General features: G+C 65.6%; 20 protein-coding genes. 5 read left to right on the top strand and 15 right to left on the bottom strand.

The annotated features are described in order from the left end of the window. Nucleotides 1-176 precede the first annotated feature (176 nt). Nucleotides 177-959: a ParA family protein gene (locus tag ACLD0W_RS13755; protein WP_410308051.1), complete on the bottom strand. Its 783-nt coding sequence runs from the start codon at nt 957-959 to the stop codon at nt 177-179. Nucleotides 960-1,295: 336 nt separating this feature from the next. Here ACLD0W_RS13755 and ACLD0W_RS13750 point away from each other — a divergent pair, with 336 nt between their 5' ends. Next, complete coding sequence (locus ACLD0W_RS13750) at nt 1,296-2,639, top strand: cytochrome P450 (RefSeq protein WP_410308050.1); 1,344 nt, start codon at nt 1,296-1,298, stop codon at nt 2,637-2,639. Nucleotides 2,640-2,642: 3 nt separating this feature from the next. Here ACLD0W_RS13750 and gorA read toward each other — a convergent pair whose 3' ends face one another. Then, nucleotides 2,643-4,031, bottom strand: a complete 1,389-nt coding sequence (gene gorA / locus ACLD0W_RS13745) for a glutathione-disulfide reductase (RefSeq protein WP_410308049.1) — start codon at nt 4,029-4,031, stop codon at nt 2,643-2,645. Between the two features lie 30 nt (nt 4,032-4,061). Continuing rightward, nucleotides 4,062-5,627, bottom strand: a complete 1,566-nt coding sequence (locus ACLD0W_RS13740) for an FMN-binding glutamate synthase family protein (protein WP_410308048.1) — start codon at nt 5,625-5,627, stop codon at nt 4,062-4,064. 200 nt (nt 5,628-5,827) lie between these two features. On the opposite strand from ACLD0W_RS13740, the gene ACLD0W_RS13735 reads away from it, so the two are divergent. Continuing rightward, the gene (locus ACLD0W_RS13735; protein WP_410308047.1) at nt 5,828-6,469 is read left to right on the top strand and encodes a lytic transglycosylase domain-containing protein; all 642 of its coding nucleotides are present in this window, start codon (nt 5,828-5,830) and stop codon (nt 6,467-6,469) included. 22 nt (nt 6,470-6,491) lie between these two features. Here ACLD0W_RS13735 and ACLD0W_RS13730 read toward each other — a convergent pair whose 3' ends face one another. Both ACLD0W_RS13730 and ppsA read right to left on the bottom strand, forming a co-directional pair. Continuing rightward, nucleotides 6,492-6,809 (bottom strand): Rieske (2Fe-2S) protein, encoded by a 318-nt coding sequence (locus ACLD0W_RS13730; RefSeq protein WP_410308046.1) that lies wholly within the window; start codon nt 6,807-6,809, stop codon nt 6,492-6,494. A gap of 44 nt (nt 6,810-6,853) precedes the next feature. After that, nucleotides 6,854-9,226, bottom strand: coding sequence for a phosphoenolpyruvate synthase (gene ppsA / locus ACLD0W_RS13725; RefSeq protein WP_410308045.1), 2,373 nt, complete (start codon nt 9,224-9,226; stop codon nt 6,854-6,856). 209 nt (nt 9,227-9,435) lie between these two features. Between ppsA and ACLD0W_RS13720 the strand changes: the two genes are divergently transcribed. Continuing rightward, entirely contained in the window at nt 9,436-10,254 is an 819-nt protein-coding gene (locus ACLD0W_RS13720; protein WP_410308044.1) for a pyruvate, water dikinase regulatory protein, read from the top strand. Nucleotides 10,255-10,274: 20 nt separating this feature from the next. Here ACLD0W_RS13720 and prpD read toward each other — a convergent pair whose 3' ends face one another. The 6 genes from prpD to ACLD0W_RS13690 all read right to left on the bottom strand — a co-directional run bounded on the left by prpD (nt 10,275) and on the right by ACLD0W_RS13690 (nt 18,382). Continuing rightward, a complete protein-coding gene (gene prpD / locus ACLD0W_RS13715) occupies nt 10,275-11,759 on the bottom strand; it encodes a 2-methylcitrate dehydratase (RefSeq protein ID WP_410308043.1) in 1,485 nt (494 codons plus the stop codon). Nucleotides 11,760-11,861: 102 nt separating this feature from the next. Beyond that, nucleotides 11,862-13,043 (bottom strand): 2-methylaconitate cis-trans isomerase PrpF, encoded by a 1,182-nt coding sequence (gene prpF / locus ACLD0W_RS13710; protein ID WP_410308042.1) that lies wholly within the window; start codon nt 13,041-13,043, stop codon nt 11,862-11,864. Nucleotides 13,044-13,059: 16 nt separating this feature from the next. Next, nucleotides 13,060-15,654 carry a Fe/S-dependent 2-methylisocitrate dehydratase AcnD gene (gene acnD / locus ACLD0W_RS13705; RefSeq protein ID WP_410308041.1) on the bottom strand — a complete coding sequence of 865 codons (2,595 nt, stop codon included), beginning with the start codon at nt 15,652-15,654 and terminating at the stop codon, nt 13,060-13,062. A 1-nt stretch (nt 15,655) separates the two neighbouring features. Beyond that, nucleotides 15,656-16,783 carry a 2-methylcitrate synthase gene (prpC, locus tag ACLD0W_RS13700; protein WP_410308040.1) on the bottom strand — a complete coding sequence of 376 codons (1,128 nt, stop codon included), beginning with the start codon at nt 16,781-16,783 and terminating at the stop codon, nt 15,656-15,658. 28 nt (nt 16,784-16,811) lie between these two features. Further along, nucleotides 16,812-17,705: a methylisocitrate lyase gene (gene prpB / locus ACLD0W_RS13695; protein WP_410308039.1), complete on the bottom strand. Its 894-nt coding sequence runs from the start codon at nt 17,703-17,705 to the stop codon at nt 16,812-16,814. Next, on the bottom strand, nt 17,705-18,382 hold the full coding sequence (locus ACLD0W_RS13690) for a GntR family transcriptional regulator (protein WP_410308038.1): 678 nt from the start codon (nt 18,380-18,382) through the stop codon (nt 17,705-17,707). Before ACLD0W_RS13690 ends, prpB begins: the two co-directional genes overlap by 1 nt. A 192-nt stretch (nt 18,383-18,574) precedes the next feature. Here ACLD0W_RS13690 and ACLD0W_RS13685 point away from each other — a divergent pair, with 192 nt between their 5' ends. Further along, entirely contained in the window at nt 18,575-19,726 is a 1,152-nt protein-coding gene (locus tag ACLD0W_RS13685; RefSeq protein ID WP_410308037.1) for an anthranilate synthase component I family protein, read from the top strand. Nucleotides 19,727-19,762: 36 nt separating this feature from the next. Here the strand turns inward: ACLD0W_RS13685 and thrH are convergent, their stop codons facing one another. The 3 genes from thrH to ACLD0W_RS13670 all read right to left on the bottom strand — a co-directional run bounded on the left by thrH (nt 19,763) and on the right by ACLD0W_RS13670 (nt 22,533). Continuing rightward, nucleotides 19,763-20,380 carry a bifunctional phosphoserine phosphatase/homoserine phosphotransferase ThrH gene (gene thrH / locus ACLD0W_RS13680; protein WP_410308036.1) on the bottom strand — a complete coding sequence of 206 codons (618 nt, stop codon included), beginning with the start codon at nt 20,378-20,380 and terminating at the stop codon, nt 19,763-19,765. Nucleotides 20,381-20,494: 114 nt separating this feature from the next. Beyond that, entirely contained in the window at nt 20,495-21,469 is a 975-nt protein-coding gene (gene cysB / locus ACLD0W_RS13675; RefSeq protein ID WP_410308035.1) for an HTH-type transcriptional regulator CysB, read from the bottom strand. 146 nt (nt 21,470-21,615) lie between these two features. Then, nucleotides 21,616-22,533, bottom strand: coding sequence for a 5'-nucleotidase (locus ACLD0W_RS13670; protein ID WP_410308034.1), 918 nt, complete (start codon nt 22,531-22,533; stop codon nt 21,616-21,618). Between the two features lie 230 nt (nt 22,534-22,763). Here ACLD0W_RS13670 and ACLD0W_RS13665 point away from each other — a divergent pair, with 230 nt between their 5' ends. After that, a complete protein-coding gene (locus ACLD0W_RS13665) occupies nt 22,764-23,435 on the top strand; it encodes a hypothetical protein (protein ID WP_410308033.1) in 672 nt (223 codons plus the stop codon). A 77-nt stretch (nt 23,436-23,512) separates the two neighbouring features. Here ACLD0W_RS13665 and ACLD0W_RS13660 read toward each other — a convergent pair whose 3' ends face one another. Next, nucleotides 23,513-24,193 carry a hypothetical protein gene (locus ACLD0W_RS13660; protein WP_410308032.1) on the bottom strand — a complete coding sequence of 227 codons (681 nt, stop codon included), beginning with the start codon at nt 24,191-24,193 and terminating at the stop codon, nt 23,513-23,515. Nucleotides 24,194-24,316 lie beyond the last annotated feature (123 nt).

The raw sequence follows: 24,316 nt of genomic DNA, 5'->3' as shown, positions 1-24,316 counted from the left end.
CGTTTGACAGGGAGCCTACAGGGACGTACTCGCGGCGTTCCCGGAAGGCCCCCACACAGATCCGCGTCCCGGATAGAGATCTCCCGCATCGATTTCCCACCAAAGCGTGATGAACCATGAAAAAGCCCGCGCACGATAGTACAAGCGGCGGGCTTTTACCAATCCGGAGTGGGCGTTCAGCGGGCCGCCAGTTCCCGATACAGCGCCAGGTATTCCTCGGTGAGTTTGTGGCGCGGGTTCCAGTTGACCAGCGGCGTGGCCAGTTCGTGGGACTCGCGCATGGCGACGCTGGCGGACAGCCGGCTGGCCAGCATCGGCAGGCCCTCTTCCTCCAGCGAGGCCACCAGATCCTGGGGCAGCCGCGCGCGGGGCTGGAACTGGTTGACCACGATGCCTTCCAGCATCAGGTCCTCGTTGTGGTCCTCGCGCACCTCCTGGATGTTCTCCAGCAGCGTGTACAGGGCCTTGCGGGAGAAGGCGTCGCAGTCGAACGGAATCAGCACCCGGTCGGCGGCGATCAACGCGGACAGCGTGTAGAAATTGAACGCCGGCGGCGTGTCCACGTAGATGGCGTCGAATTCCCGCCCCAGGCTTTTCAGCAGGCCGCGCAGCTTGTAGATCTTATGCTTGGACTCCAGCAGGTGCTCCATTTCGCCCAGGCCGGCGTCGGACGGCAACAGGTAAAGATTCTCGAAACGGGTGGTGTGCACATAGTCCCGGGGCGCTTTTTCCTTGAGCTTGAACGACAGGGTCTGGGAGAAAAAAGTGCCGATGTTCGGGGTCGGGGCGCTGTCGTGGCCGTAGGCCTGCATGCCGAGCAGATACTGGCTGGCGTTGCACTGCGGGTCCAGGTCCACCACCAGGGTCTTGCGACCGCCGGCGGCGCTGATCGCCGCCAGATTCACGGTGATGCTGGATTTGCCCACGCCACCCTTACGATTGAACACCACTCTGCGCATGCACTCGTCTCCGTATTGGCAATCGGACTCAATCATACACACCGGCCCGCGCCGCTCACAGGCCGGGGCGCCGCGCCGGCCGGCGGTGTCGCAAGCTCACGCCGGGGTGGGGATAGTCCACAGAAACTGTGGATAACCGCGTGAACAAACCGTTGAAGATCGTCTCCTTGCGCCGGACCACGGGCCCTTGGCGCGGATTGGTCGTTCCGTGGCCAGCGCCGGAAAAACGGGTCGGTAAATGTACAACGGAAAGTCATCTACCCCCTCTTGTGGCCCGCCCGCGCCCGGTCCACCATTCCGCTATACACGATGTTTACGTTTTCACGGAGTGATCCCATGAGCGTGGTTCCCCTCGCCCGCGTGCCCTCGGGCAGCCCTCTCAAACCGGTACCCGGAGACCCGGGCTGGCCGCTGATCGGCAATACCCTGAGCAGCATGCGCGATCCCATCGGCATGATGCGCGGTCGCTACGACCGCTACGGGCCGGTGTCCTGGACCTCCCTGTTCGGGCTGCGCATGGTGCAGATGCTGGGGCCGGACGCCAATCAGTTCGTGCTGCTCAACCGCGACAGCCTGTTTTCCAACCATGGCGGCTGGGACTTCTTTATCGGTCCCTTCTTCCATCGCGGCATCATGCTGCTGGATTTCGAGGAGCATCGCTGGCACCGGCGCATCATGCAGCAGGCGTTCACCAAGCCGGCGCTGCAGGGCTACCTGGAACGCATGGGACCACGCATCGAGGACGGCCTGGCCCGTTGGCCGGACGGGCCGGTCAAGGTGCTGCCCCGGGTCAAGCAGCTGACCCTGGACCTGGCCACGGACGTGTTCATGGGCAGTGAGCTGGGACCCCGCGCCGAACGCATCAACCGGGCCTTCGTGGACACCGTGCGCGCCGGCACCGCCCTGCTGCGCTTCCCGGTGCCCGGCCTGCGCTGGTCCCGGGGGCTGCGCGGGCGGCGCGTGCTGGAGGCGTTGTTCCGGGAGGCGATCCCGGCGCGGCGGGCGAGCCGGGGCAGCGACCTGTTCAGCGCGCTTTGCCACGCCACCACCGAGGACGGCGAGCGCTTTTCCGACCAGGACGTGGTCAACCACATGATCTTCCTGATGATGGCGGCCCACGACACCACCACCATCACCCTGTCCAATCTGTTCTATCAGCTGGCGCGCCGGCCGGACTGGCAGGAGCGTCTGCGCGCGGAGAGCCGCGCTCTTAACAAGGAACGGCTGGATTTCGAGGATCTGGAAGCGCTCGGCGGCATTACCCTGGCGATGAAGGAAGCCCTGCGCCTGTGCGCGCCGGTGCCGTCGCTGCCGCGCCGCACGGTGCGCGACGTGGACTACCAGGGCTACTACATCCCCGCCGGCACCTTCCTCACCGTGGTGCCCTACTTCACCCATTACATGGAAGAGTACTGGCCAGACCCGGAGCGCTTCGATCCGGAACGCTTCAGCGATGAACGCCGGGAAGACAAGGTGCATCCGTTCGCCTGGGTGCCGTTCGGCGGCGGCGCCCACAAATGCATCGGCCTGCATTTCGCGGACATGCAGGTGAAGGCGATCCTGCATCAGATTCTGCTGCGCTGGCGCTGGTCGGTGCCCGCCGGCTATGAAATGCCGGTGGACACCACCAGTCTGCCTGTGCCCAAGGATGGTCTGCCGGTAACGCTGACGCCGCTGTAACGGCTACTCGCCGGACTGGCTGGCCGCCGGCACGATTTCCGCCTGGCGCAACGTCACCACCTCCTCGGCGGAGGTGGGGTGGATGCCGATGGTGGCGTCGAAGTCCGCCTTGGTGGCGCCCATGCGGATCGCCACCGCGAACCCCTGGGTGATCTCCGCCGCTTCCTCGCCGGCCAGGTGCAGGCCCACCACCCGGTCGCTGGCGTCGTCGACGATCAGCTTGATCAGGGTCTTTTCCTGAATATCACCCAGGGAATAGCGCATCGGCCGGAAGCTGGAGCGGTAAACGCGCAAGGTGCCGAAGCGTTCCAGGGCTTCTTCCTCGGTGAGCCCCACGGTGCCGATGTTGGGCGCGCAGAACACGGCGGTGGGGATATCCCGGTAGTCCAGCGGCCGCGCCGGTTTCTGCTCGGCGAACAGGTGCGCCGCCAGCCACATGCCCTCGGCCAGGGCCACCGGGGTCAGTGGCACCCGGTCGATGACGTCGCCCAGGGCGTAGACACCCTTGATGGAGGTCTGGAAATAATCGTCCACCCGCAAGGCACCGCTGTCGTCCAGCGCCGGGGTCTGACCCTCGGCGAACAGCCCTTCCAGGTTAGCGTCGCGACCGGTGGCGTAGAACACCTCGTCGACGATCAGCTCACCGCCACCTTTCAGCTTCAGGCCGCGCGCCCCGTCCGGGCGGGTCTCCACCGCGTCCACGTCGGTGTTGAAGTGCAGCTGCACCCCCTTGGCGGCCATCTGTTCGGCGACGAAGGCGCGGATGTCATGGTCGAAACCGCGCAGGAACAGCTCACGGCGGTAGAGCTGATGCACGGTAACGCCCAGGCCGTTGAGAATGGACGCGAACTCGCTGGCGATGTAGCCGCCGCCCACCACCGCCACGGTCTTCGGCAGCGCCTCCAGGTAGAACAGATCGTCGGAAATGCGCACGTGCTCGTTGCCGGGAAAGTCCGGCACGAACGGCTTGCCGCCGGTGGCGACCAGGATGTGGTCGGTGGTCAGCGTGCGCTCGCCGTCCACGCTGACCCGGCCCGGCGCCTCGACGCGGCCGTGGCCCTCGAAAATGGTGACGCCGGCCTGATCCAGAATGCGGCGGTAAATGCCGTTGAGTCGTTCGATCTCGCGGCTCTTGTTGTCGCGCAGCGTGGCCCAGTCAAACTGCCAGTCGCCCAATCGGTAACCGAAGTCCGCGGCCAGTTCCAGATCGCCGGCGAAGCCGGCGCCGTAGGCGAACAGCTTTTTCGGCACGCAGCCCACGTTGACGCAGGTGCCGCCGAAAAAGCGCTGCTCGATGATCGCCACCCGGGCGCCGTGGCCGGCGGCCATGCGCGCCGCGCGCACACCGCCGGAACCGGCGCCGATTACCACCAGATCGAAATCGTTAGCCAACGGACTCTCCTCGTTACAGGTTCTTGATGATCAGGTGCCCACCCGGAAGCGGGCCACCGGCGCGTGCAGGCTGGGCCGCCCCTGGCGCAGATACAACCCCGGTTCGATGGGTGGCCACAGCTCCTCCAGGGGCATGGAGTCGCCGTTGGCGTTGACCATGCGCGCGTGGTGGCGGCGCAACTGGCGCGGCTCCCCCACCCCGCAGGCGTGGGCAATGGTTTCCACTTCCTTGACCAGGTTGGCGTGGAAGTGCGCCACCCGCCGGCCCTTCTCGGCGGGCACCAGCCCGCGCTGCAGGCGCGGGTTGTGGGTGGTGACGCCGGTGGGGCAGGTATTGCGATTGCATTGCATCGCCTGGATGCAGCCCAGGGCGAACATATAGCCCCGGGCGGACACGCAGAAATCGGCGCCCATGGCGATGGCCCAGGCCACCATGGACGGGGTGATCAGTTTGCCGGAGGCGATCACCCGGATGCGTTCCTGCAGGCCGAAGCCGTCGCGCAGGTCCACCACCAGCGGCAGGGACTCGGCCAGATTCAGCCCCACATCGTCCATCAGCGACATGGGCGCGGCGCCGGTGCCGCCCTCGCCGCTGTCCACGGTGATGAAGTCCGGCGCGCTGTCCAGGCCGCGCTCGTGGATCGCCACGAACAGGTCCTCCAGCCACTGCCAGGAACCGATCACGGTCTTGATGCCGGTGGGCTTGCCAGTGACCTCGCGCACCCGCGCGATCAGGTCCAGCAGGTCGTCGGCGCCGCGCACGCCGGGCTGGCCGTTGGGGCTCACCGACGGCTGGCCCACCGGGATGCCGCGAATGCGGGCGATCTCCGGGGTCACCTTCTCGGCGGGCAGAATGCCGCCCTTCCCGGGTTTGGCACCCTGGCTGAGCTTGATCTCGAACATCTTCACCTGGGGCAAGGCCGCCAGTTCCGCCAGCCGGTCGTCGCTGAGGTTGCCGTCGGCGTCACGCACGCCGTAATAGGCGGTGCCGATTTGGAACACCACATCGCCGCCGCCTTCCAGATGCATTTCGGTGAGGCCGCCTTCGCCGGTGTTCAGCCAGCAGCCGGCGTGGCCGGCGCCCCGGGACAGGGCGCGCACCGCCGGTCGCGACAGCGCCCCGAAGCTCATCCCGGAAATATTGTGGAAGCTGCGCGCCACATAGGGTTGCCGGGCGTGGGGCCCGATCATCAGCGGCAGGGTTCGGGCGGCGTCCTTTTCCAGGGTCGGGTAAGGCGTGTTGAGAAAGATCACCCGGCCCGGCGCGTTCTGCTTGGTGGTGCCGAACGCCACCGTGTTGCTCAGGTCCTTGGCGGCGCGGTACACCCAGCTGCGCTGGGCCCGGTTGAACGGCAGCTCCTCCCGGTCCATGGCGAAAAAGTACTGGCGGAAGAACTCGCCCAGGTGCTCGAAGAAATAGCGGAACCGGCCGATCAGGGGGTAGTTGCGGCGGATGGCGTGGGATTTCTGCAGATAGCGATCCTGAATCCACAGCACCGCGGCGGCCACCGTCAGCGCGAACACCATTAACAGTAATCCGAACGCCAACCAGGTGGCCAGATTCACCACCCAGGCGTGCAACCGATCCGACAGCATGCGTCCTCCTTTATCCTGCGGGCATGCTACCACTTTAACGGCGCCGCGACGGCAGCGGCGGGTGAAGAGCGGCCGCCGTGAACGTAAAACCTGCTCAGCCGAAACACTGAGACCCGGTCGCGATAACTGATACGAGGCACCTAGCCCCGCCCCGGCGACTGTGGTATCAAGACGGTTCGGAATCGGGCTGGACAATGATAATGACGATCACGGGGGTGATCGGCCTGACAAGGGGACTGCTGCTGGCCGGGCTGGCACTGGGGCTGTCCGCGCACGTCGGGGCCGACAATATCTACAAATACCGGGGGGCGAACGGGGAAATCCTGTACACCGACCAGCCCCAGGACCGGGTCTCGGCCAGTTATACCCTGCTGTCGGTGCGCAAGGGCTGGAGCTACCGGCCGCAGCCGCTGTCCGAATTCCAGCGCAACCGTTACGACACCCTGATCCTGGCCAACGCCGGCCAGTTCGAGGTGGAACCGGCCCTGGTCAAGGCGGTAATCCACGCCGAATCCCTGTTCGACCGCTACGCGGTGTCGCGGGTGGGTGCCCAGGGGCTGATGCAGCTGATGCCGGGCACCGCCGATTATCTGAACGTGACCCATCCCTTCGACGCCGCCGACAACATCCGTGGCGGCACCCGCTTCCTGGCCTATCTGCAGGAGCGCTTCACTTCCCTGGACCAGGTGCTGGCCGCCTACAACGCCGGCGAGGGCAATGTGCGCCGTTACGGCGGCATTCCGCCGTTCCCGGAGACCCGGGCCTATGTGCAAAAGGTGAAGGAACTGCGCCTGCGCTACCAGTTGGAAATGGCCGCGCCGGAGGCGGTGGCCAGCCGCTGATCGGGATCGATTCGGGGGGCGGTCAGTGCCCGCCGGTCGGATCCAGGGACACGCCCAGCCAGGGGCCGTCGAATTCCAGCCGATACCGCCGCAGGCAGAACGCCGGATTGTCCGGGCAGCGCCCATTGCGCAGTGAGAACGTCAGGCCGTGGCCGGGGCAGCGCAGCACGCCGTCGTGCAGGGTACCGCGCTCCAGGGGAAAGTCCCCGTGGGGGCAGCGCCGCTGCACCAGCCAGGTCTCCCCTTCCTCATGGACCAGCAGCAGCTCGTGGCGGCCGATGGTGACCGGCAGACGCAGGCCGTCATAGAGATCGAGGGTGCGGATCAGACGATGGAACATGGCGCGCTGACAAAAAAGCCCGGCGGGCGCCGGGCTTTTTTTCCTCAGTGACCGTGCTTCTCGGCCAGGTAGAACCAGGTGCCGAGCACCGAATCCGGGTTCAGGGACACGGAGTCGATGCCCTGCTCCATCAGCCACTTGGCCAGATCCGGGTGGTCGGACGGCCCCTGGCCGCAGATGCCCACGTATTTCTTGCGGGCGTTGCAGGCGTCGATGGCCATCTTCAGCAGCGCCTTCACCGCCGGGTCCCGCTCATCGAACAGGTGGCTGATGATGCCGGAATCCCGGTCCAGGCCCAGGGTCAGCTGGGTCAGGTCGTTGGAGCCGATGGAGAAGCCGTCGAAGTGCTTGAGGAACTCGTCCGCCAGCAGCGCGTTGGTGGGCAGCTCGCACATCATGATCACGCGCAGGCCGTTTTCGCCGCGCTTCAGGCCGTTCTTAGCCAGCAGATCGATGACCTGCTCCGCTTCGCCGGTGGTGCGCACGAAGGGCACCATGATCTCCACGTTGGTGAAGGCCATTTCATCGCGCACTTTCTTGAGCGCCCGGCATTCCAGCTCGAAGCAGTCGCGGAAGTTTTCGCTGATGTAGCGGCTGGCGCCACGGAAGCCCAGCATCGGGTTTTCTTCGTCCGGCTCGTAGAGGCTGCCGCCGATCAGGTTGGCGTACTCGTTGGACTTGAAGTCCGACAGCCGCACGATGACTTTTTCCGGGAAGAAGGCGGCGGCCAGGGTGGAAATCCCCTCCACCAGTTTCTCCACGTAGAAGTCCACCGGGTCGTCGTAGCCGGCGATGCGCTTGTCCGCCGCGTGCTGCACGTCGCGGGGCAGCTTGTCGTAGTTGAGCAGCGCCTTGGGGTGCACGCCGATCATGCGGTTGATAATGAACTCCAGGCGCGCCAGGCCCACGCCCTGGTTGGGCAGGGTGGCGAAATCGAAGGCCCGGTCCGGGTTGCCCACGTTCATCATGATCTTGAACGGCAGTTTGGGCATGGACTCGATGGAATTGCGCTGGATGTCGAACTCCAGCTTGCCTTCGTAGATGTTGCCGGTGTCGCCCTCGGCGCAGGAAACGGTCACTTCCTGACCGTCCTTGAGCAGCTCGGTGGCGTCGCCGCAGCCGACGATGGCCGGCACACCCAGTTCACGGGCGATGATCGCCGCGTGGCAGGTACGGCCGCCACGGTTGGTGACGATGGCGGAGGCGCGCTTCATCACCGGTTCCCAGTCCGGGTCGGTCATATCGGTGACCAGCACGTCGCCGGGCTGCACCCGGTCCATTTCCTTGATGCTGCTGACGATGCGCACCGGGCCCGCGCCGATGCGCTGACCGATGGCGCGGCCTTCCACCAGCACCTTGCCGGTCTGCTTGAGCAGGTAGCGCTCCATCACGGAGGCGTCGGAGCGGCTCTTCACCGTTTCCGGGCGGGCCTGCACGATGAACAGCTTGTTGGAGTCGCCGTCCAGCGCCCACTCGATGTCCATCGGCATGCCGTAGTGTTTTTCGATCTCGATGGCCTGGCGGGACAGGCTCTCCACCTGCTCGTCGGTGAGGCAGAAACGCAGACGGTCGGCCTGGGCCACGTCCACGGTCTGCACCGATTTACCGGCGCTGGCTTCGCTGCCGTAGACCATCTTCTGCAGCTTGCTGCCCAGGTTGCGGCGCAGAATGGAAGGCTTCTTGTTGAGCAGGGTTTTCTTGTGAACGTAGAACTCGTCCGGGTTCACGGCACCCTGCACCACCATTTCACCGAGGCCGTAGGACGCGGTGATGAACACCACGTCGCGGAAGCCGGATTCGGTGTCCAGGGTGAACATCACACCGGCGGCGCCGGTTTCGGAGCGCACCATCTGCTGCACGCCGGCGGACAGCGCCACCAGTTTGTGGTCGAAGCCCTGGTGCACGCGGTAGCTGATGGCACGGTCGTTGAACAGGGAGGCGAACACTTCCTTCACCGCCACCATCACGTGATCGAGGCCGCGAATGTTGAGGAAGGTTTCCTGCTGGCCGGCGAAGGACGCGTCCGGCAGGTCCTCGGCGGTGGCGGAGGAGCGCACCGCCACCGGCAGCTCCGCGTTGCCCTCGCCCATCTGCTCGTAGGCGTCACGAATGGCGGCTTCCAGTTCCGGCTGGAACGGTGCGTCCACCACCCATTTGCGAATTTTCTCACCGGTTTCCGCCAGGGCCACCACGTCTTCCACATCCAGCGCGCTCAGGGCGTCGTTGATCCGGGTGGTCAGATCGTTGTGCTCGAGGAAATCGCGGAATGCCTGCGCGGTGGTCGCGAAACCACCCGGCACCGACACGCCGGCCGCCGCCAGGTTGCTGATCATCTCGCCAAGGGAGGCATTCTTGCCGCCGACGTGTTCCACGTCGTCCTTGCCCAGATCCTGAAACCAGACTACGTACTCCGCCAAGGGTCGTCTCCTTAAGTGTTGCTGGCCGTGGAACCCGGGAACGGTGTTGTGCACCGTGTTTCGGCGGTTCCCGGCTTTACCGGAATGAATCGAGGCGCCATTCTACCCAAAACCACGGCGCTTTGCCCGCCCGTATTGGCGAAACTGTAACGACGTTTGTTGAACCGCGGCGCGGCCTCGCACTCGTGCCGCCGAGGAGCCTCAAGTCCATGAAAAGAACCGCTTTTTTCGTTTCCGACGGGACCGGTATTACCGCCGAGACGATCGGCCACAGTCTGCTCAGCCAATTCGGCAGTATAGAATTTGATCAGGTCACCATCCCCTATGTGCAGTCCGACGCGCTGGCCCACGAGGCGGTGAATCGCATCAACCGCGCCGCCGAGGACGACGGCGCCAAGCCGGTGGTGTTCTCCACTCTGGTGGACGGTCCGCAGCGTCAGATTCTGCATACCTGCAACGGCAAGGTGCTGGATCTGTTTACCGCGTTTCAGAAACCCCTGGAGGATGAACTGGGCGTGTCCGCCAACCACAAGATCGGCCAGACCCATGCGATCCGCGACCAGCAGGCCTACCGCATCCGCATCAACGCGGTGCATTTCGCCCTCGACAACGACGACGGCGCCCGCACCCGTGCCTATGACCAGGCGGACGTGATCCTGGTGGGCGTGTCGCGCTCCGGCAAGACACCCACCTGTCTGTATCTGGCGCTGCAGTTCGGCCTGTTCACCGCCAACTACCCGCTCACCGAGGACGACTTCGACGACCTGCGCCTGCCCGATGCCCTGGCGCCCCACCGTCACAAGCTGTTCGGTCTGACCATCAACGCGGACCGCCTCAGCGCCATCCGCAGCGAGCGCAAGGCCGGCAGCCGTTACGCCTCGCCGCGCCAGTGCGATATGGAAGTGCGCGCCCTGCAGGCGCTGTACAACAAGTTCAATATTCCCCACCTGGACGCCACCGAACTGTCCATCGAGGAAATCAGCACCCGCATTCTGGCCATGACCGGCCTGCAGCGCCGGCTGCAGTAGGCGGCTGGCGCCGGAGGCGCTTAAATCACGAACCCGTCCATGAACGCATTGACCGGCGTCGCCTCCAGCCGGTCGGCGTCGGCGCACAGGGCGAACAGGGCCTCGGCCCGGCCCGCCGGGAAGCGGGTGGCCAGGTTGCGGTGGAATTTTTCCTCCAGCAGCGGGATACCCTCCTCGCGCCGTCGGCGGTGCCCGATGGGGTATTCCACCGCCACCTTGTCGGTGTGCTCACCGTTGCGGAAAAACACCTGCACGGCGTTGGCGATGGAGCGCTTGTCCGGATCGTGGTAGTCCCGGGAATACGCCGGATCCTCCACCACCTCCATTTTTCCGCGCAGCTCGTCGATCAGCGGGTGCGCTTCGTGGAAGGCATCCTCGTAGTGCTCCGCGGTCAGATCCCCGTACAGCAGCGGCACCGCGGTCATGTACTGCAGGCAGTGGTCGCGGTCCGCCGGGTTCGACAGCGGGCCTTCCTTGGAGATGATGCGGATGGCGGAATCGTGGGTGGTGAGCACGATGCGGTCGATTTCCTCGATGCGGTCACGCACCTGGGGATGCAGCCGCACCGCCGCCTCGCAGGCGGTCTGGGCGTGGAATTCCGCCGGAAAACTGATCTTGAACAGAATGTTCTCCATCACGTAGCTGCCGAACTCCCGTTGAAAACGGAAGCGGCGCTCGTTCTCCGGCTTGAGCTTCTGATCCTTGTTGGTCTTGGCGAACAGCACATCGTAGAAGCCCCATTGCGGCGCGCTGAGCGCCCCGGGGATGCCCATCTCACCGCGCAGGGCGATGTCCGCCAGGCGCACCGCCCGGCTGGTGGCGTCGCCGGCGGCCCAGGATTTGCGGGAGCCGGCGTTGGGCGCGTGCCGGTAGGTGCGCAGCGCCTGGCCATCCACCCAGGCATGGGAGACGGCGGACAACAGTTGCTCCCGGTCGGCGCCCATCATCCGCGCCACCACCGCCGTGGAAGCCACCTTCACCAGCACCACATGGTCCAGGCCCACCCGGTTGAACGAGTTTTCCAGGGCCAGCACGCCCTGGATCTCGTGGGCCATGATCATCGCTTCCAGCACCGTCTTCATGGTCAGCGGCGCCTTGCCCACGGACAGGTTTTTCTGCGACAGATAATCGGCCACCGCCAGAATGCCGCCCAGGTTGTCGGACGGGTGGCCCCACTCCGCCGCCAGCCAGGTGTCGTTGTAATCCAGCCAGCGCACCATGCAGCCGATGTCCCAGGCCGCCTTCATCGGGTCCAGCCGGTGCGACGTGCCCGGCACCCGGGCGCCGTGGGGCACCACGGTGCCCTCCACCAGCGGCCCCAGGTGCTTGGTGCATTCGGGGAACCGCAACGCCAGCAGCCCGCAGCCCAGGGTGTCCATCAGACAATGGCGGGCGGTACGCCAGGCCTCCGGCGACGTCACCCGATAGTCGAGCACATAGTCGACGATGGCCTGGATTTCCGGATCGTAATCCGGGCGTTGGTTTTGCTCCACGTTGCCGGTCATGGTGCCTCCTTGACGATGTGTTCGGTTGGCGGCGGAGCTATCGCGACTGAAGTCGCTCCTACGTGAATTGTAGGAGCGGCTTCAGTCGCGATCCGGCGGTGCTTACGACAGCACGTCGCCGGGCACGCGCACCCAACCTTCCATCAACACCCGGGCACTGCGGCTCATGGTGGCCTTGGTCACCACCCAACCGTCGCCCTCCCGGCGCGCTTCGCCGCCCACCTTGAGGGTGCCGGAGGGGTGGCCGAAACGCACCGAGTCGCGCTCGCCGCCACCGGCGGCCTCGCTCACCAGGGTGCCCGGAATCGCGGCGGCGGTGCCGATGGCCACCGCCGCCGTGCCCATCATGGCATGGTGCAGCTTGCCCATCGACAGGGCCCGCACCAGCAGATCGATGTCCCCGGCGGCCACGGCCTTTCCGCTGGACGCCGTATAGGCCGCCGGCGGCGCCACGAACGCCACTTTCGGGGTGTGCTGGCGCTGTTCCGCTTCTTCCAGCGATTGGATCAGGCCCATGCGCAGGGCGCTGTGGGCGCGGATGGTCTCGAAGCGGGCCAGCGCCCGGGCGTCCTCGTTGATGTCGCCCTGCAACTCGGTGCCGGTGTAGCCGATGTCCGCCGCATTAACGAACACGGTGGGGATACCGGCGTTGATCATGGTCGCCTTGAGGGTGCCGATGCCCGGCACCTCCAGGTCGTCCACCGGGTTGCCGGTGGGAAACAGAGCGCCCTCCCCGTCCGCCGGGTCCAGGAATTCGATTCTGACCTCGGCGGCGGGAAAGGTGACGCCGTCCAGTTCGAAGTCGCCGGTTTCCTGCACCTGACCGTCGGTGATCGGAATGCGGGCAATGATGGTCTTCTCGATATTGGCCTGCCAGATGCGGATTTCCGCTTCGCCGTTGTCCGGCACCCGGGCCGGGTCCACCAGGCCGTTGCTGATGGCGAAGGCGCCCACGGCGGCGGTGAGATTGCCGCAGTTGCCACTCCAGTCGATAAAGGGTTTGTCGATGGAGACCTGGCCGAACAAATAGTCCACGTCGTGCCCGGCGCGGGCACTGGCGGACAGGATCACCGTCTTGCTGGTGCTGGAGGTGGCGCCGCCCATGCCGTCGGTGTGCTTGCCATAGGGGTCCGGGCTGCCGATCACCCGCAGCAGCAGCGCGTCCCGCGCGGCGCCGGGTTCCCGGGCCGCTTCCGGCAGGTCGTCCAGGCGGAAGAACACGCCCTTGCTGGTACCGCCACGCATATAGGTGGCGGGGATGCGGATTTGTGGTGCGTGGCTCATGGTTGTCTCGCTCGCTTCAGGCCGCGGAATCCGCCATGAATTCCTTGGCGAATTTCTGCAGGATGCCGCCGGCGGAATACACCGACACTTCCTCGGCGGTGTCCAGGCGGCAGATCACCGGCACCCGTTCCACCTCGCCGTTGGCGCGATGGATCACCAGGGTCAGGGTGGCGCGCGGGGCCGGGTCGCCTTCCACGTCGTAGACCTCGGTGCCGTCCAGGCCCAGGGTCTGGCGGGTGGTGCCTTCCTGGAACTGCAGGGGCATCACGCCCATGCCGATCAGGTTGGTGCGGTGGATGCGCTCGAAGCCCTCGGCGACGATCGCTTCCACTCCGGCCAGCGCCACGCCCTTGGCCGCCCAGTCCCGGGACGAACCCTGGCCGTAGTCGGCGCCGGCGATGACGATCAGCGGCTGTTTGCGCTGCATGTAGGTTTCGATGGCCTCCCACATGCGCATCACGTCACCGTCCGGTTCCACCCGCGCCAGGGAGCCCTGGATCACCTCACCCTTCTCGTCCCGCACCATTTCGTTGAACAGTTTGGGATTGGCCAGGGTGGCCCGCTGGGCGGTGAGGTGGTCGCCCCGGTGGGTGGCGTAGGAGTTAAAGTCCTCCTCCGGCAGCCCCATCTTGTGCAGGTAGGCGCCGGCGGCGCTGTCCAGCAGGATGGCGTTGGACGGCGACAGATGGTCGGTGGTGATGTTGTCCGGCAGGATCGCCAGGGGCCGCATGCCCTTGAGGGCGCGGGCCTCGGCCATGGTGCCTTCCCAGTACGGCGGACGGCGGATGTAGGTGCTTTGCGGGCGCCAGTCGTAGAGCGGACTGGCGGCACGCTCGTCGCCGCCTTTTTTCTCGAACATGGGAATGTAGGTGGCGCGGAACTGATCCGGCTTGACGCTGGCCTTGACGATGGCGTCGATCTCGCCGTCGTCGGGCCAGATGTCCTTGAGCCGGATCGGCTTGCCGTCCGCGTCGTGGCCGAGCACATCCTTCTCGATGTCGAAGCGGATGGTACCGGCGATGGCGTAGGCCACCACCAGCGGCGGCGAAGCCAGGAACGCCTGCTTGGCATAGGGGTGGATGCGGCCGTCGAAGTTGCGGTTGCCGGACAGCACCGCGGTGGCGTACAGGTCCCGGTCGATCACTTCCTGCTGAATGTCCGGATCGAGCGCGCCGCTCATGCCGTTGCAGGTGGTGCAGGCGAAGGCCACCACGTCGAAGCCCAGGCTCTGCAGCTCGGGCAGCAGATTGGCCGCTTCCAGATACATCTTCACGGTCTTGGAACCCGGCGCCAGGGAGGATTTCACCCAGGGCTTGCGGGTCAGGCCGAGCCGGTTGGCGTTCCGCGCGATCAGGCCGGCGGCGATCATATTGCGCGGGTTGGAGGTGTTGGTGCAGGAGGTGATGGCGGCGATGATCACCGCGCCGTCGGGCATTTCGCCCTCCTTCTGTTCCCATTCACCGGACACGCCGCGCTTCCGCAGCTCCGACACCGGCAGCAGCGCATGGGGATTGGAAGGCCCGGCCAGATTGCGGCCCACGCTGGACAGGTCGAACGTCAGCACCCGCTCGTACTCGGCGTCTTTCAGATCGTCCGCCCACAGGCCGGTTTCCCGGGCAAAGGTTTCCACCAGGGCCACCTGGTCGTCGTCCCGGCCGGTGAGCGTCAGGTAATCGATGGTCTGGCCATCGATAAAGAACATGCCGGCGGTAGCGCCGTATTCCGGCGTCATATTGGCGATGGTGGCGCGGTCGCCCACGGACAGGCTGTCGGCGCCCTCGCCGTAGAATTCCAGGTAGGCGCCCACCACCCGTTCGCGGCGCAGGAACTCGGTGATCGCCAGTACCATGTCGGTACCGGTGATGCCCGGTCGCAGCTTGCCGGTGAGCTCCACGCCGACGATGTCGGGCAGACGCATCATGGAGGGATTGCCGAGCATCACGTTCTCGGCTTCCAGGCCGCCCACTCCCACGGAAATCACGCCCAGGGCGTCGACCATGGGGGTGTGGCTGTCGGTGCCCACGCAGGTGTCCGGAAACGCCACGCCGTCCTTGACCTGCACCACCGGCGACATCTTCTCCAGATTGATCTGGTGCATGATGCCGTTGCCCGGCGGGATCACGTCCACGTTGTCAAAGGCGGTCTTGGTCCAGTTGATGAAGTGGAAACGGTCCTCGTTGCGGCGCTCCTCCACCGCCCGGTTCTTCTCGAAGGCGCCCTCCTCGAAGCCCGGGTGTTCCACCGCCAGGGAGTGGTCGACGATCAGCTGGGTGGGCACCACCGGATTGACCTGGGACGGGTCCCCGCCCTTCTCGGCGATGGCGTCGCGCAGACCGGCCAGGTCCACCAGGGCGGTCTGGCCGAGAATGTCGTGGCACACCACCCGGGCCGGGTACCAGGGAAAATCCAGATCGCGCTTGCGTTCGATCAACTGCTTGAGCGAATCGGTGAGCGCCGCCGGCTCGCAGCGGCGCACCAGTTGCTCCGCCAGAATGCGCGAGGTGTAGGGCAGTTTGGCGTAGGCGCCGGGCTGGATCGCCTCCACCGCCGCGCGGGTGTCGAAGTAATCCAGCTCGGTGCCGGGAAGGCGTTTACGGTATTCGCTGTTCATCTCAACCCCGCTCGGCGATCGGCGTGACCTTGCGCAGCTCCGGACCGGTGTATTCGGCACTGGGACGGATAATGCGGTTGTCCGCGCGCTGCTCGAACACATGGGCGGCCCAGCCGGTCAGGCGGCTCATCACGAAGATCGGCGTGAACAGCTTGGTGGGGATGTCCATGAAGTGGTAGGCGGAGGCGTGGAAGAAGTCCGCGTTGCAGAACAGCTTCTTCTCGCGCCACATCACTTCCTCGCAGCGCACGGAAATGTTGTAGAGGTTTTCGCCGTTGACGTCCCGGGACAGCTTTTCCGACCAGTGCTTGATGATGGCGTTGCGCGGGTCGGACTCGCGGTAGATCGCGTGGCCGAAGCCCATGATCTTTTCCTTGCGCTCGAGCATGCCGAGCATGCTTTTCTCGGCGTCGTCCGGGTCCTTGAAGTTCTCGATCATCTCCATGGCCGCCTCGTTGGCGCCGCCGTGCAGCGGGCCGCGCAGGGTGCCGATGGCGCCGGTGATGCAGCTGTGCAGGTCGCTCAGGGTGGAGGCGCAAACACGGGCGGTGAACGTGGAAGCATTGAACTCGTGCTCCGCGTACAGGATCAGGGAAACGTGCATCACCGCTTCGTGCAGGTCGTTGGGCTTCTCGCCGCGCAGCAGGTGCAGGAAGTGGGCGCCGATGGAATCGTCATCGGTTTCCGTTTCCACGCGCACGCCGTCATGGCTGTAGCGGTACCAGTAGCAGATGATGCTCGGGAACGCCGCCAGCATGCGGTCGGTGGCGTCCTGCTGCTGATCGAAGCTGGTTTCCGTTTCCAGATTGCCGAGCACCGAGCAGCCGGTGCGCATCACGTCCATGGGGTGGGCGTCCTTGGGAATCCGCTCCAGCACTTCCTTGAGCGCCTGGGGCAGACCACGCAGACCCTTGAGCTTCTTCTTGTAGGCGTCCAGTTCCGCCTGGGTGGGCAGCGCGCCTTTCAGAATCAGGTGGGCCACCTCCTCGAACTGGCAGTTCTCCGCCAGGTCCTTGACGTCGTAGCCACGGTAAGTGAGGCCGGAGCCGCTTTTGCCCACGGTGGAAAGGGCGGTTTTACCGGCTACCTGGCCGCGCAGGCCAGCGCTGTTGGGTTGCTTCTCTGCCATCGTCATCGTCCTCGTATTGACGGGTCGTTTATTCTCCGCGCTGCTTGGCGAAGAGCTCGTCGAGTTTTTGTTCGTAGTCGTGGTAACCCAGGAAGTCGTACAGTTCCATGCGGGTTTGCATGGTGTCGACCACGTTCTTCTGAGTACCTTCCTCGCGGATCGTCTGGTACACGCGCAGCGCCGCCTGGTTCATGGCGCGGAACGCGGACAGCGGGTACAGGATCATGCCGGCGCCGGCGTCGCGCAGTTCTTCGCGGGTGAACAGCGGCGTGGCGCCGAATTCGGTGATGTTGGCCAGCAGGGGCGCGCCGCCCAGCCCGTCGGAGAATGCCTTGTAGTCCTCCAGGGTGTGCACCGCCTCGGCGAAGATGCCGTCGGCACCGGCTTCCAGGCAGGCCCGGGCCCGGTCCACCGCCGCGTCGATCCCTTCCTTCTGGAAGGCGTCGGTGCGGGCGATGATAAAGAAGTCGTCATCGGTACGGGCGTCGGCGGCGGCCTTGATGCGGTCCACCATCTCTTCCTTGGAAACGATTTCCTTATTGGGCCGGTGGCCGCAGCGCTTCTGCGCCACCTGGTCTTCCAGGTGCACGGCACCGGCACCGGCGCGGATCATCTCCTTGACGGTGCGGCCGATGTTGAAGGCGCCGCCCCAGCCGGTATCGATGTCCACCAGCAGCGGCACCTCCGAGGCCGCGCTGATGCGGCGCACGTCCTCGAGTACATCGTTCATGGTGGTCATGCCCAGGTCGGGCAGTCCGTAGGAGGCATTGGCGACGCCGCCGCCGGACAGGTAGATGGCGCGGTAGCCGACCTTCTCGGCCATCATCGCGGTGTAGGCATTGATGGTGCCCATGATCTGAAGCGGTTGTTCTTCCGCCAGGGCTTGCCGGAAACGGGCACCGGCACTGATCGGACGGCTCATTACGGACTCCTTTGCTGGGCCTGGTGTTCGATGTTTTCCCGTGCGCGACCGATATGGCGGCGCATCAGGAGTTCAGCCATTTCCGCGTCGCGGGACTCGATGGCCTCGACGATGCGGCGATGTTCGTGCAGGGCTTTCTGCGGCCGGTTGGCCGTGGTGCTGAACTGGTAGCGGTACATCCGCACCAGGTGATACAGCTCGCCGATCAGCATGCGGATCAGCGTCTGATTGTGACTGCCCTGGATGATGCGATAGTGAAAGTCCAGGTCGAATTCGCGCTGGAAGTAGGCGGTGTCCTCGCGCAGGTCCTGTTGCTGCTCGTGCTGGGCCAGCAGCTGATACAGGCCGGCTACCTCCTGCTCGCTCATGCGCTCGGCGGCAAGCCGGGCGGCCTGCCCTTCCAGGGCCTCGCGCACGTAGTAGATTTCGATCAAATCGGTGAAGCTCAGGGACGCCACCCGGGTGCCCACGTGCACCTCGCGCTCCACCAGCTTGCGCGATTCCAGCCGGCGGATGGCTTCGCGCAGGGGGCCGCGGCTGACGCCGTAGCGACCGGCCAGCTCGGTTTCGCTGACCTTGCTGCCGGGGGCGATGACACCGCGCACGATGTCGTCCTGCAACCGGGCGAAGACCCGGTCGGCCAGGGTGCGGGCGCTGTCGTCGGCCAACTGTTCCATGAAGCATTCCGCCTGTCATTGTCGACAATGAAAAAGACTGGTCGGCACTTTACCCTCCAAACCTCCATCTTTCAATGTGGATTGTCGACAATAGCCAGAGCCCCGCCGATGGCTTTGCCGGCCCCCGGGCCCGACGCTACACTACGCCCTCCCCGGCGCACCGCGCCGGTGTCCACGCTCACCGGAACCCCGATGACCGACACGCAGCCCCTCGACGACGACCTGCCTGGCCGCCGGCCCCATGCGGTGTTCATGGCGGATGGCCGGCCCATGGCCCTGGGCACGCCGGCGCGCACCCTGCGCGCCCGCGACCCGGCCGCCCTGCGCGCCCTGCCCGACCAGGTCCAGCGAGCGCTGGAGGAAGACTGCGTGTTCGCCTGCGGGCTGCTGCCCTACGACGCCGGCCCGGCCCTGCACGGTCTGGCCGGCGCCCCCGCCGGCGCCGACACCGTGGTGCATCTGTTCCGCGAGCCGCCGCGCCCGTTCCAGGCCCCCGCCCTTGACCGCTTCCGGCTCACCGCCCCATTCCGCCCGGACCAGGACGCCGCCGACTATCGCCGGGCACTGGCCCGCATCCGCGACTATCTGCGCGCCGGCGACTGCTATCAGGTGAATTACGCCCAGCGCTTCCAGGCGCGCTGGCGGGGCGACCCGCTGGCCGCGTTCGCGCGGCTGCTGGCCGCCCACCCGGCTCCCCATGCCAGCTTCTTCCGCGACGGCGACGAGGCGGTGTTCGGCGTGTCACCGGAACGTTTTCTGAGTATCGATGGCGGACGGGTACGCACCGAGCCGATCAAGGGCTCCCGCCCCCGTGGTCGGGATGAGCTCGAGGACCGGACCCTGGGCGAGGCGCTGCGCCGCCACCCCAAGGACCGGGCCGAGAATCTGATGATCGTGGATTTGCTGCGCAATGATCTGGGCGCCTTCTGCACCGCCGGCTCGATCCGCGTGGACCCGCTGTTCGAGCTGCGCCGCTTCAGCAACGTGCAGCATCTGGTGTCCACGGTGACCGGCACCCTGTGCCCGGGCATCACGCCGCTGGGCGCCCTGCTCAGCGCCTTCCCCGGCGGCAGCATCACCGGCGCCCCCAAGAAGCGGGCCATGGAAATCATCGCCGAGCTGGAGCCCCACCCCCGTGGCGCCTACTGCGGCAGCCTGTTCTGGCAGGACCGGGCCGGCCGCTTCGACAGCACCATCCTGATCCGCACCCTGCAGACCGACGGCGACCGCCTCTACTGCCACGGCGGCGGCGGCATCGTCTACGACTCCGACCCGGAGGAGGAATACGAGGAAAGCTGGTTCAAGGTGCGCAAGCTGATGGAAGCGCTGGGCACGACACCGTAGGAGCGGCTGAAGCCGCTCCTACAAATAACAGAGGGGTTACAGGGGCAGGTCGCGGTGACTGGCCTTGATGATCTCTTTCTTGAGGTCTTCGTAGCTGTGCACCGCCGGGAACTGAGGGAATTCCGCGATCACATTGTCCGGCGCGTGGAACAGGATGCCCTGGTCCGCTTCGCTGAGCATGGTGGTGTCGTTGTAGGAGTCGCCGGCGGCGATGATGCGGTAATGCAGGGTGTGCAGCGCCTTCACCGAGGCCCGTTTGGGGTCCTTCTGCCGCAGCAGGTAATCGGTGATGCGGCCGTTTTCGTCCACCGCCAGCTTGTGGCAGAACAGGGTCGGCGACCCCAGCTTGCGCATCAACGGACGGGCGAACTCATAGAAGGTGTCCGACAGGATGATCAGCTGGAAATGCTCGCGGGCCCACTCCACGAACTCCACCGCGCCGTCCAGGGGCTCCAGGGTGTCGATCACTTTCTGGATGTCCGGCAGGCCGTAGCCGTGCTGGTCGAGGATGGCGAGCCGCATTTTCATCAGCTCGTCGTAGTCCGGGATGTCCCGGGTGGTGGCGCGCAGTTCGTCGATGCCGGTGCGCTCGGCGAAGTTGATCCAGATTTCCGGAATCAGCACCCCTTCCAGGTCCAGACAAAGCAATTCCACGGTGATCCCCTTAAACGGTCAATGCTCGGTAATCGGTAAGTGCCCGGTAAAAGGCGGGCACAATGTAGCCGCGCCCCGGAGGCTTTGCAACGGCGCCCGGCGCGGTGCCGGGCGTCAGCGGCTGGGCAGCTCCAGGTCGGCGAACAGCGCCTCGCGCTCCTCGCGGCTGCCGGCCTGCACGGCGGCGTCGATGCGCTCGCGGGTCAGGTGCGGCGCGAAGGTCTGCAGGAATTCGTACATAAAGCCGCGCAGGAAAGTGCCCTTGCGGAAGCCGATGCGGGTGGTGCTGGGCTCGAACAGATGGCCGGCGTCCAGGTTCACCAGCCCTTTGTCCTGCACCGGATCCACCGCCATATGGGCGACGATGCCCACGCCCATGCCCAGCTTCACATAGGTTTTGATCACGTCCGCGTCGGCGGCGGTGAACACCACCCGGGGCTCAAGCCCCTGCTCGGCGAAGGCGTCATCCAGTTTGCTGCGGCCGGTGAAACCGAACACATAGGTGACCAGCGGGTATTCCGCCAGGGCTTCCAGTGTAAGGGGCTTCACCTGCGTCAGCGGGTGCCCTTCCGGCACCACCACGGTACGGTTCCAGCGGTAGCAGGGCATCATGATCAAATCGGTGAAATGCTCCAGGGCCTCGGTGGCGATGGCGAAATCGACGCTGCCGTCGGCGGCCATCTCCGCGATTTGCATGGGCGTGCCCTGGTTCATGTGCAGGGACACATCCGGAAAACGGCGGGTGAACTGCTGAATCACCGGTGGCAACGCGTAACGGGCCTGGGTGTGAGTGGTGGCGATGCTCAACTCGCCCTTGGTCTCGTCGCGGAATTCCTGGGCCACCCGCTTGATCGATTCGGTCTGCTGCAGAATCTCGCCGGCGATGCGCAGGATCGCCTCGCCGGCGGGGGTGATGTGGGTCAGGTGCTTGCCGCTGCGGGCGAAAACTTCCACGCCCAGCTCGTCCTCGAGCATGCGAATCTGCTTACTGATGCCGGGCTGGGAGGTATACAGGGCCTGAGCCGTGGCCGAGACATTGAGATCGTGGCGCGCCACTTCCCAAATATAGCGGAGTTGCTGCAGCTTCATTAACGCTCCTTGCCGGAGACGCCCCACCCGCGGGGTCGCCAAGGGTTCCGGACCCGGGCTTGGTTATAAAAATGCGGGCGATTATGCGTTCCAAGCATAGTAGTACGTGAAGAAGCTGGCAATGCCGGGGCCCGCCGGCGGCGCGGTTATTGGCCGGATTCGCGACGCGGGTTGGAAATGCCGTGGGGCACATGGCCGGCGGCCACGTGACGGCTGGCGGATTCGCAGTGGCCCTGCTGGTCGTCGAAGAACACGTCGGCGCCGAAGGCACGCAGGAACTCGCCCTTGGGCAGACCGCCCAGAAACAGGCTTTCGTCGATGCGGATGCCCCAACTGCGCAGGGTGCGCACCACCCGCTCATGGGCCGGCGCCGAACGGGCGGTGACCAGGGCGGTGCGGATCGGGCAGCGGGCCGGGGTGAATTCCCGCTGAATCTGGTGCAGCGCTTCCAGAAATCCACGGAACGGGCCGTCGCTGAGCGGCTGGCGGGCGGCGCTTTTTTCGTTGGCGGCGAACGCCTCCAGGCCATCGCTCTGGAACAGCTGCTCGGACTCGTCGGAAAACAGCACGGCGTCGCCGTCGAAGGCGATGCGCAACACCGAGTCGGTGGGGTCCAGGCTGCCGCGGGACAGAATGGTGGCGGCGGCGAACCCGGCGTCCAGCACGCTGCGCACGTCCTCCGCGTCGGTGGACAGAAACACATGGGCGCCGAACGCCGGCACATAGCGGTGCGGGCTCTGTCCGCCGGCGAAGGCGGCGCGGGTGATCGGCAGCCCGTAATGCTCGATGGAATTGAACACCCGCAGACCGGTGTCGGAGCTGTTGCGCGACAGCAGGATCACTTCCACCCGGCCGCGCCCCTCCTCCATCTCATTGATGGCGAGCAGCTTCTTGACCAGGGCGAAGGCGTCGCCGGGGGCCAGCAGGTCATCCTCGTGGGCGACCTGATAATCCTGAAAGGCGTCCAGCCCTTCCTGCTCGAACACCTGGTGACTGTCACTGAGATCAAACAGCGCCCGGGAGCTGATCGCCACCACCAACTTGCCATCGAAGGAAACCGGCATAATCGATCCGTCCGTTGATGAGGCGCCCAGTATCCCCGTTCACCGCGCAAACCACAATTCGCCGGCACCGCCGTGACCGGCCACCGGGCGGTTACACGATTGCATCATAAAGCCGCCGTCCGGCGGCGCGACGGCGGTTGTCCAGGGCAAAAATGTGACATACAGTTTCAAGCGGATCGGTAGTCCGGCGATCCGCACCGCCAATCAATCAAGGGGAAAGGGAGTCATCCATGGCCGCTAATAAGGTAAGAGACCGCCTCGACGAACTGCAGGGTCAGATCCGCAAGCTCGCCGAGCGCTTCGATCAGGAACGGGACAAGCAGATCGCGCAGTTGGAAACCCAGTTGGAAAAGGCCCGCAAACGGGTCAACGAAGAGATGCAGCGACGCCGCGAGCGCCTCAACCGGCTGGAGAAACTGCAGGCGGAGTACCGGAACAAAGCCACCTCCACGGTGCAGCGGCAGGTGGACCGGGCCCGCAAGGCGGTGGACGATGCCCGTCTGCGCGTGGATGACTCCGAGGCCCGCAAGCGCTTTCTGGAAACCGAGGTGCGGGTGCTCAAGGCCACCGCCAAGCAGGCCAACAGCCTGGCCAAGGTGATCAACCAGTATCAGAAGGATCTGGAAAAACGCGCCCGCGATATCGAGAAGAAGGTCGCGCCGAAGAAAGTCACGGCAAAGAAAGCGGCCGCCAAGAAGAGCACCGCCAAAAAAGCCACCACCAAGAAAGCCACCGCCAAAAAGGCGGCCAAGAAGTCCACCGCCAGGAAGACCCCCGCCAAGAAAACCGCCAGTAAAAAAGCCACGGCTCGCAAAGCGACAGCCAAGAAAGCGGCGACCTCCGGCGGCTCATCCACGGCCAGCGGCGCCCCCTCCCCGTCCTCGGACTCCGGCACGAACTGAGCCGGCCTTCGCGCGACGCCCCAACGAAAACGGGCCGCTTCGCAGCGGCCCGTTTTCGTTGACGGTGATGCCGGGGCTCAGGTCGCCGGCCGCAGGTCCAGCAGCAGGGATTCGAAATAAGCCACCACCGGCTGGCGGTGTTCCCGGTCCATGGCCGGGATGCCTTTTTCCACGGACGACGCGGACGCTTTCTTGATAGTGGCGCGGGCGCCGGCCACCAGGCCACGGTTGATGCGGCCCAGCTCCAGATTGCCCACGGTCTTGTCCAGGTAATTCTCAATGGCGCCGGCGCTGATGCCGTCCATCACTTCCACCAGACGCTTCATTTCGCCCTGGCCGTCGGCGAACTCCTGGAACACCAGGCTGGCCCGCTCCGCCAGGGCCGGCGTCAGCGGGTAACCGATAAACACCTGGCCATCCTTCTCCAGACGCAGGGCCGCGAAATGGGCGGCCAGGGCCTGCTGTTCCTCGACGCTGGTCTTGCGCATCAACCGCCCGGCCAGCCCGTGGGCGGCCTTGCTGATGACCTTCATGGCGCCGAGGATCACATTCACCGCCGGGCCCTTGGCGTTCACCGCGTCGATGGGGCCGGTGAAATAGGTGTGCAGGACCTCGTCAAGAAACGGGTCCATGATCGCGTCGAGGCTGTCCACGTGACTGCGCCCGGGTTCCCGGGCGGTGGCGGCGATAAAGGTGTCGATGCGATCACGCAGGGTATCGGAGGCCGGAAAGGCCACATACAGGGAGGATTGGCTCATAATTCTGAGTCGGCTTCACTGCGAAAACGGAGGCGCGATGATACTGCATGGTCGCTCGCGCCTCGCCGCTTTCGAGACTGGCGGGCGCGTCTGTAGAGCCAGTGCTCGCCACCACCGCCGGAT

The organism is Alloalcanivorax sp. C16-1, assembly GCF_046507805.1.
GTDB lineage: Bacteria > Pseudomonadota > Gammaproteobacteria > Pseudomonadales > Alcanivoracaceae > Alloalcanivorax.
Note: the sequence above shows the minus strand (reverse complement) of the source record. Positions and strands in the feature narration are given on the sequence as shown.

What these genes read in the sequence shown, in the direction of transcription:
- ACLD0W_RS13755 (WP_410308051.1), bottom strand. Translation starts at nt 959, where the DNA reads ATGCGCAGAGTGGTGTTCAATCGTAAGGGTGGCGTGGGCAAATCCAGC.
- ACLD0W_RS13750 (WP_410308050.1), top strand. Translation starts at nt 1,296, where the DNA reads ATGAGCGTGGTTCCCCTCGCCCGCGTGCCCTCGGGCAGCCCTCTCAAA.
- ACLD0W_RS13740 (WP_410308048.1), bottom strand. Translation starts at nt 5,627, where the DNA reads ATGCTGTCGGATCGGTTGCACGCCTGGGTGGTGAATCTGGCCACCTGG.
- ACLD0W_RS13735 (WP_410308047.1), top strand. Translation starts at nt 5,828, where the DNA reads ATGACGATCACGGGGGTGATCGGCCTGACAAGGGGACTGCTGCTGGCC.
- ACLD0W_RS13730 (WP_410308046.1), bottom strand. Translation starts at nt 6,809, where the DNA reads ATGTTCCATCGTCTGATCCGCACCCTCGATCTCTATGACGGCCTGCGT.
- ACLD0W_RS13720 (WP_410308044.1), top strand. Translation starts at nt 9,436, where the DNA reads ATGAAAAGAACCGCTTTTTTCGTTTCCGACGGGACCGGTATTACCGCC.
- prpD (WP_410308043.1), bottom strand. Translation starts at nt 11,759, where the DNA reads ATGACCGGCAACGTGGAGCAAAACCAACGCCCGGATTACGATCCGGAA.
- prpF (WP_410308042.1), bottom strand. Translation starts at nt 13,043, where the DNA reads ATGAGCCACGCACCACAAATCCGCATCCCCGCCACCTATATGCGTGGC.
- acnD (WP_410308041.1), bottom strand. Translation starts at nt 15,654, where the DNA reads ATGAACAGCGAATACCGTAAACGCCTTCCCGGCACCGAGCTGGATTAC.
- prpC (WP_410308040.1), bottom strand. Translation starts at nt 16,783, where the DNA reads ATGGCAGAGAAGCAACCCAACAGCGCTGGCCTGCGCGGCCAGGTAGCC.
- prpB (WP_410308039.1), bottom strand. Translation starts at nt 17,705, where the DNA reads ATGAGCCGTCCGATCAGTGCCGGTGCCCGTTTCCGGCAAGCCCTGGCG.
- ACLD0W_RS13690 (WP_410308038.1), bottom strand. Translation starts at nt 18,382, where the DNA reads ATGGAACAGTTGGCCGACGACAGCGCCCGCACCCTGGCCGACCGGGTC.
- ACLD0W_RS13685 (WP_410308037.1), top strand. Translation starts at nt 18,575, where the DNA reads ATGACCGACACGCAGCCCCTCGACGACGACCTGCCTGGCCGCCGGCCC.
- cysB (WP_410308035.1), bottom strand. Translation starts at nt 21,469, where the DNA reads ATGAAGCTGCAGCAACTCCGCTATATTTGGGAAGTGGCGCGCCACGAT.
- ACLD0W_RS13670 (WP_410308034.1), bottom strand. Translation starts at nt 22,533, where the DNA reads ATGCCGGTTTCCTTCGATGGCAAGTTGGTGGTGGCGATCAGCTCCCGG.
- ACLD0W_RS13665 (WP_410308033.1), top strand. Translation starts at nt 22,764, where the DNA reads ATGGCCGCTAATAAGGTAAGAGACCGCCTCGACGAACTGCAGGGTCAG.
- ACLD0W_RS13660 (WP_410308032.1), bottom strand. Translation starts at nt 24,193, where the DNA reads ATGAGCCAATCCTCCCTGTATGTGGCCTTTCCGGCCTCCGATACCCTG.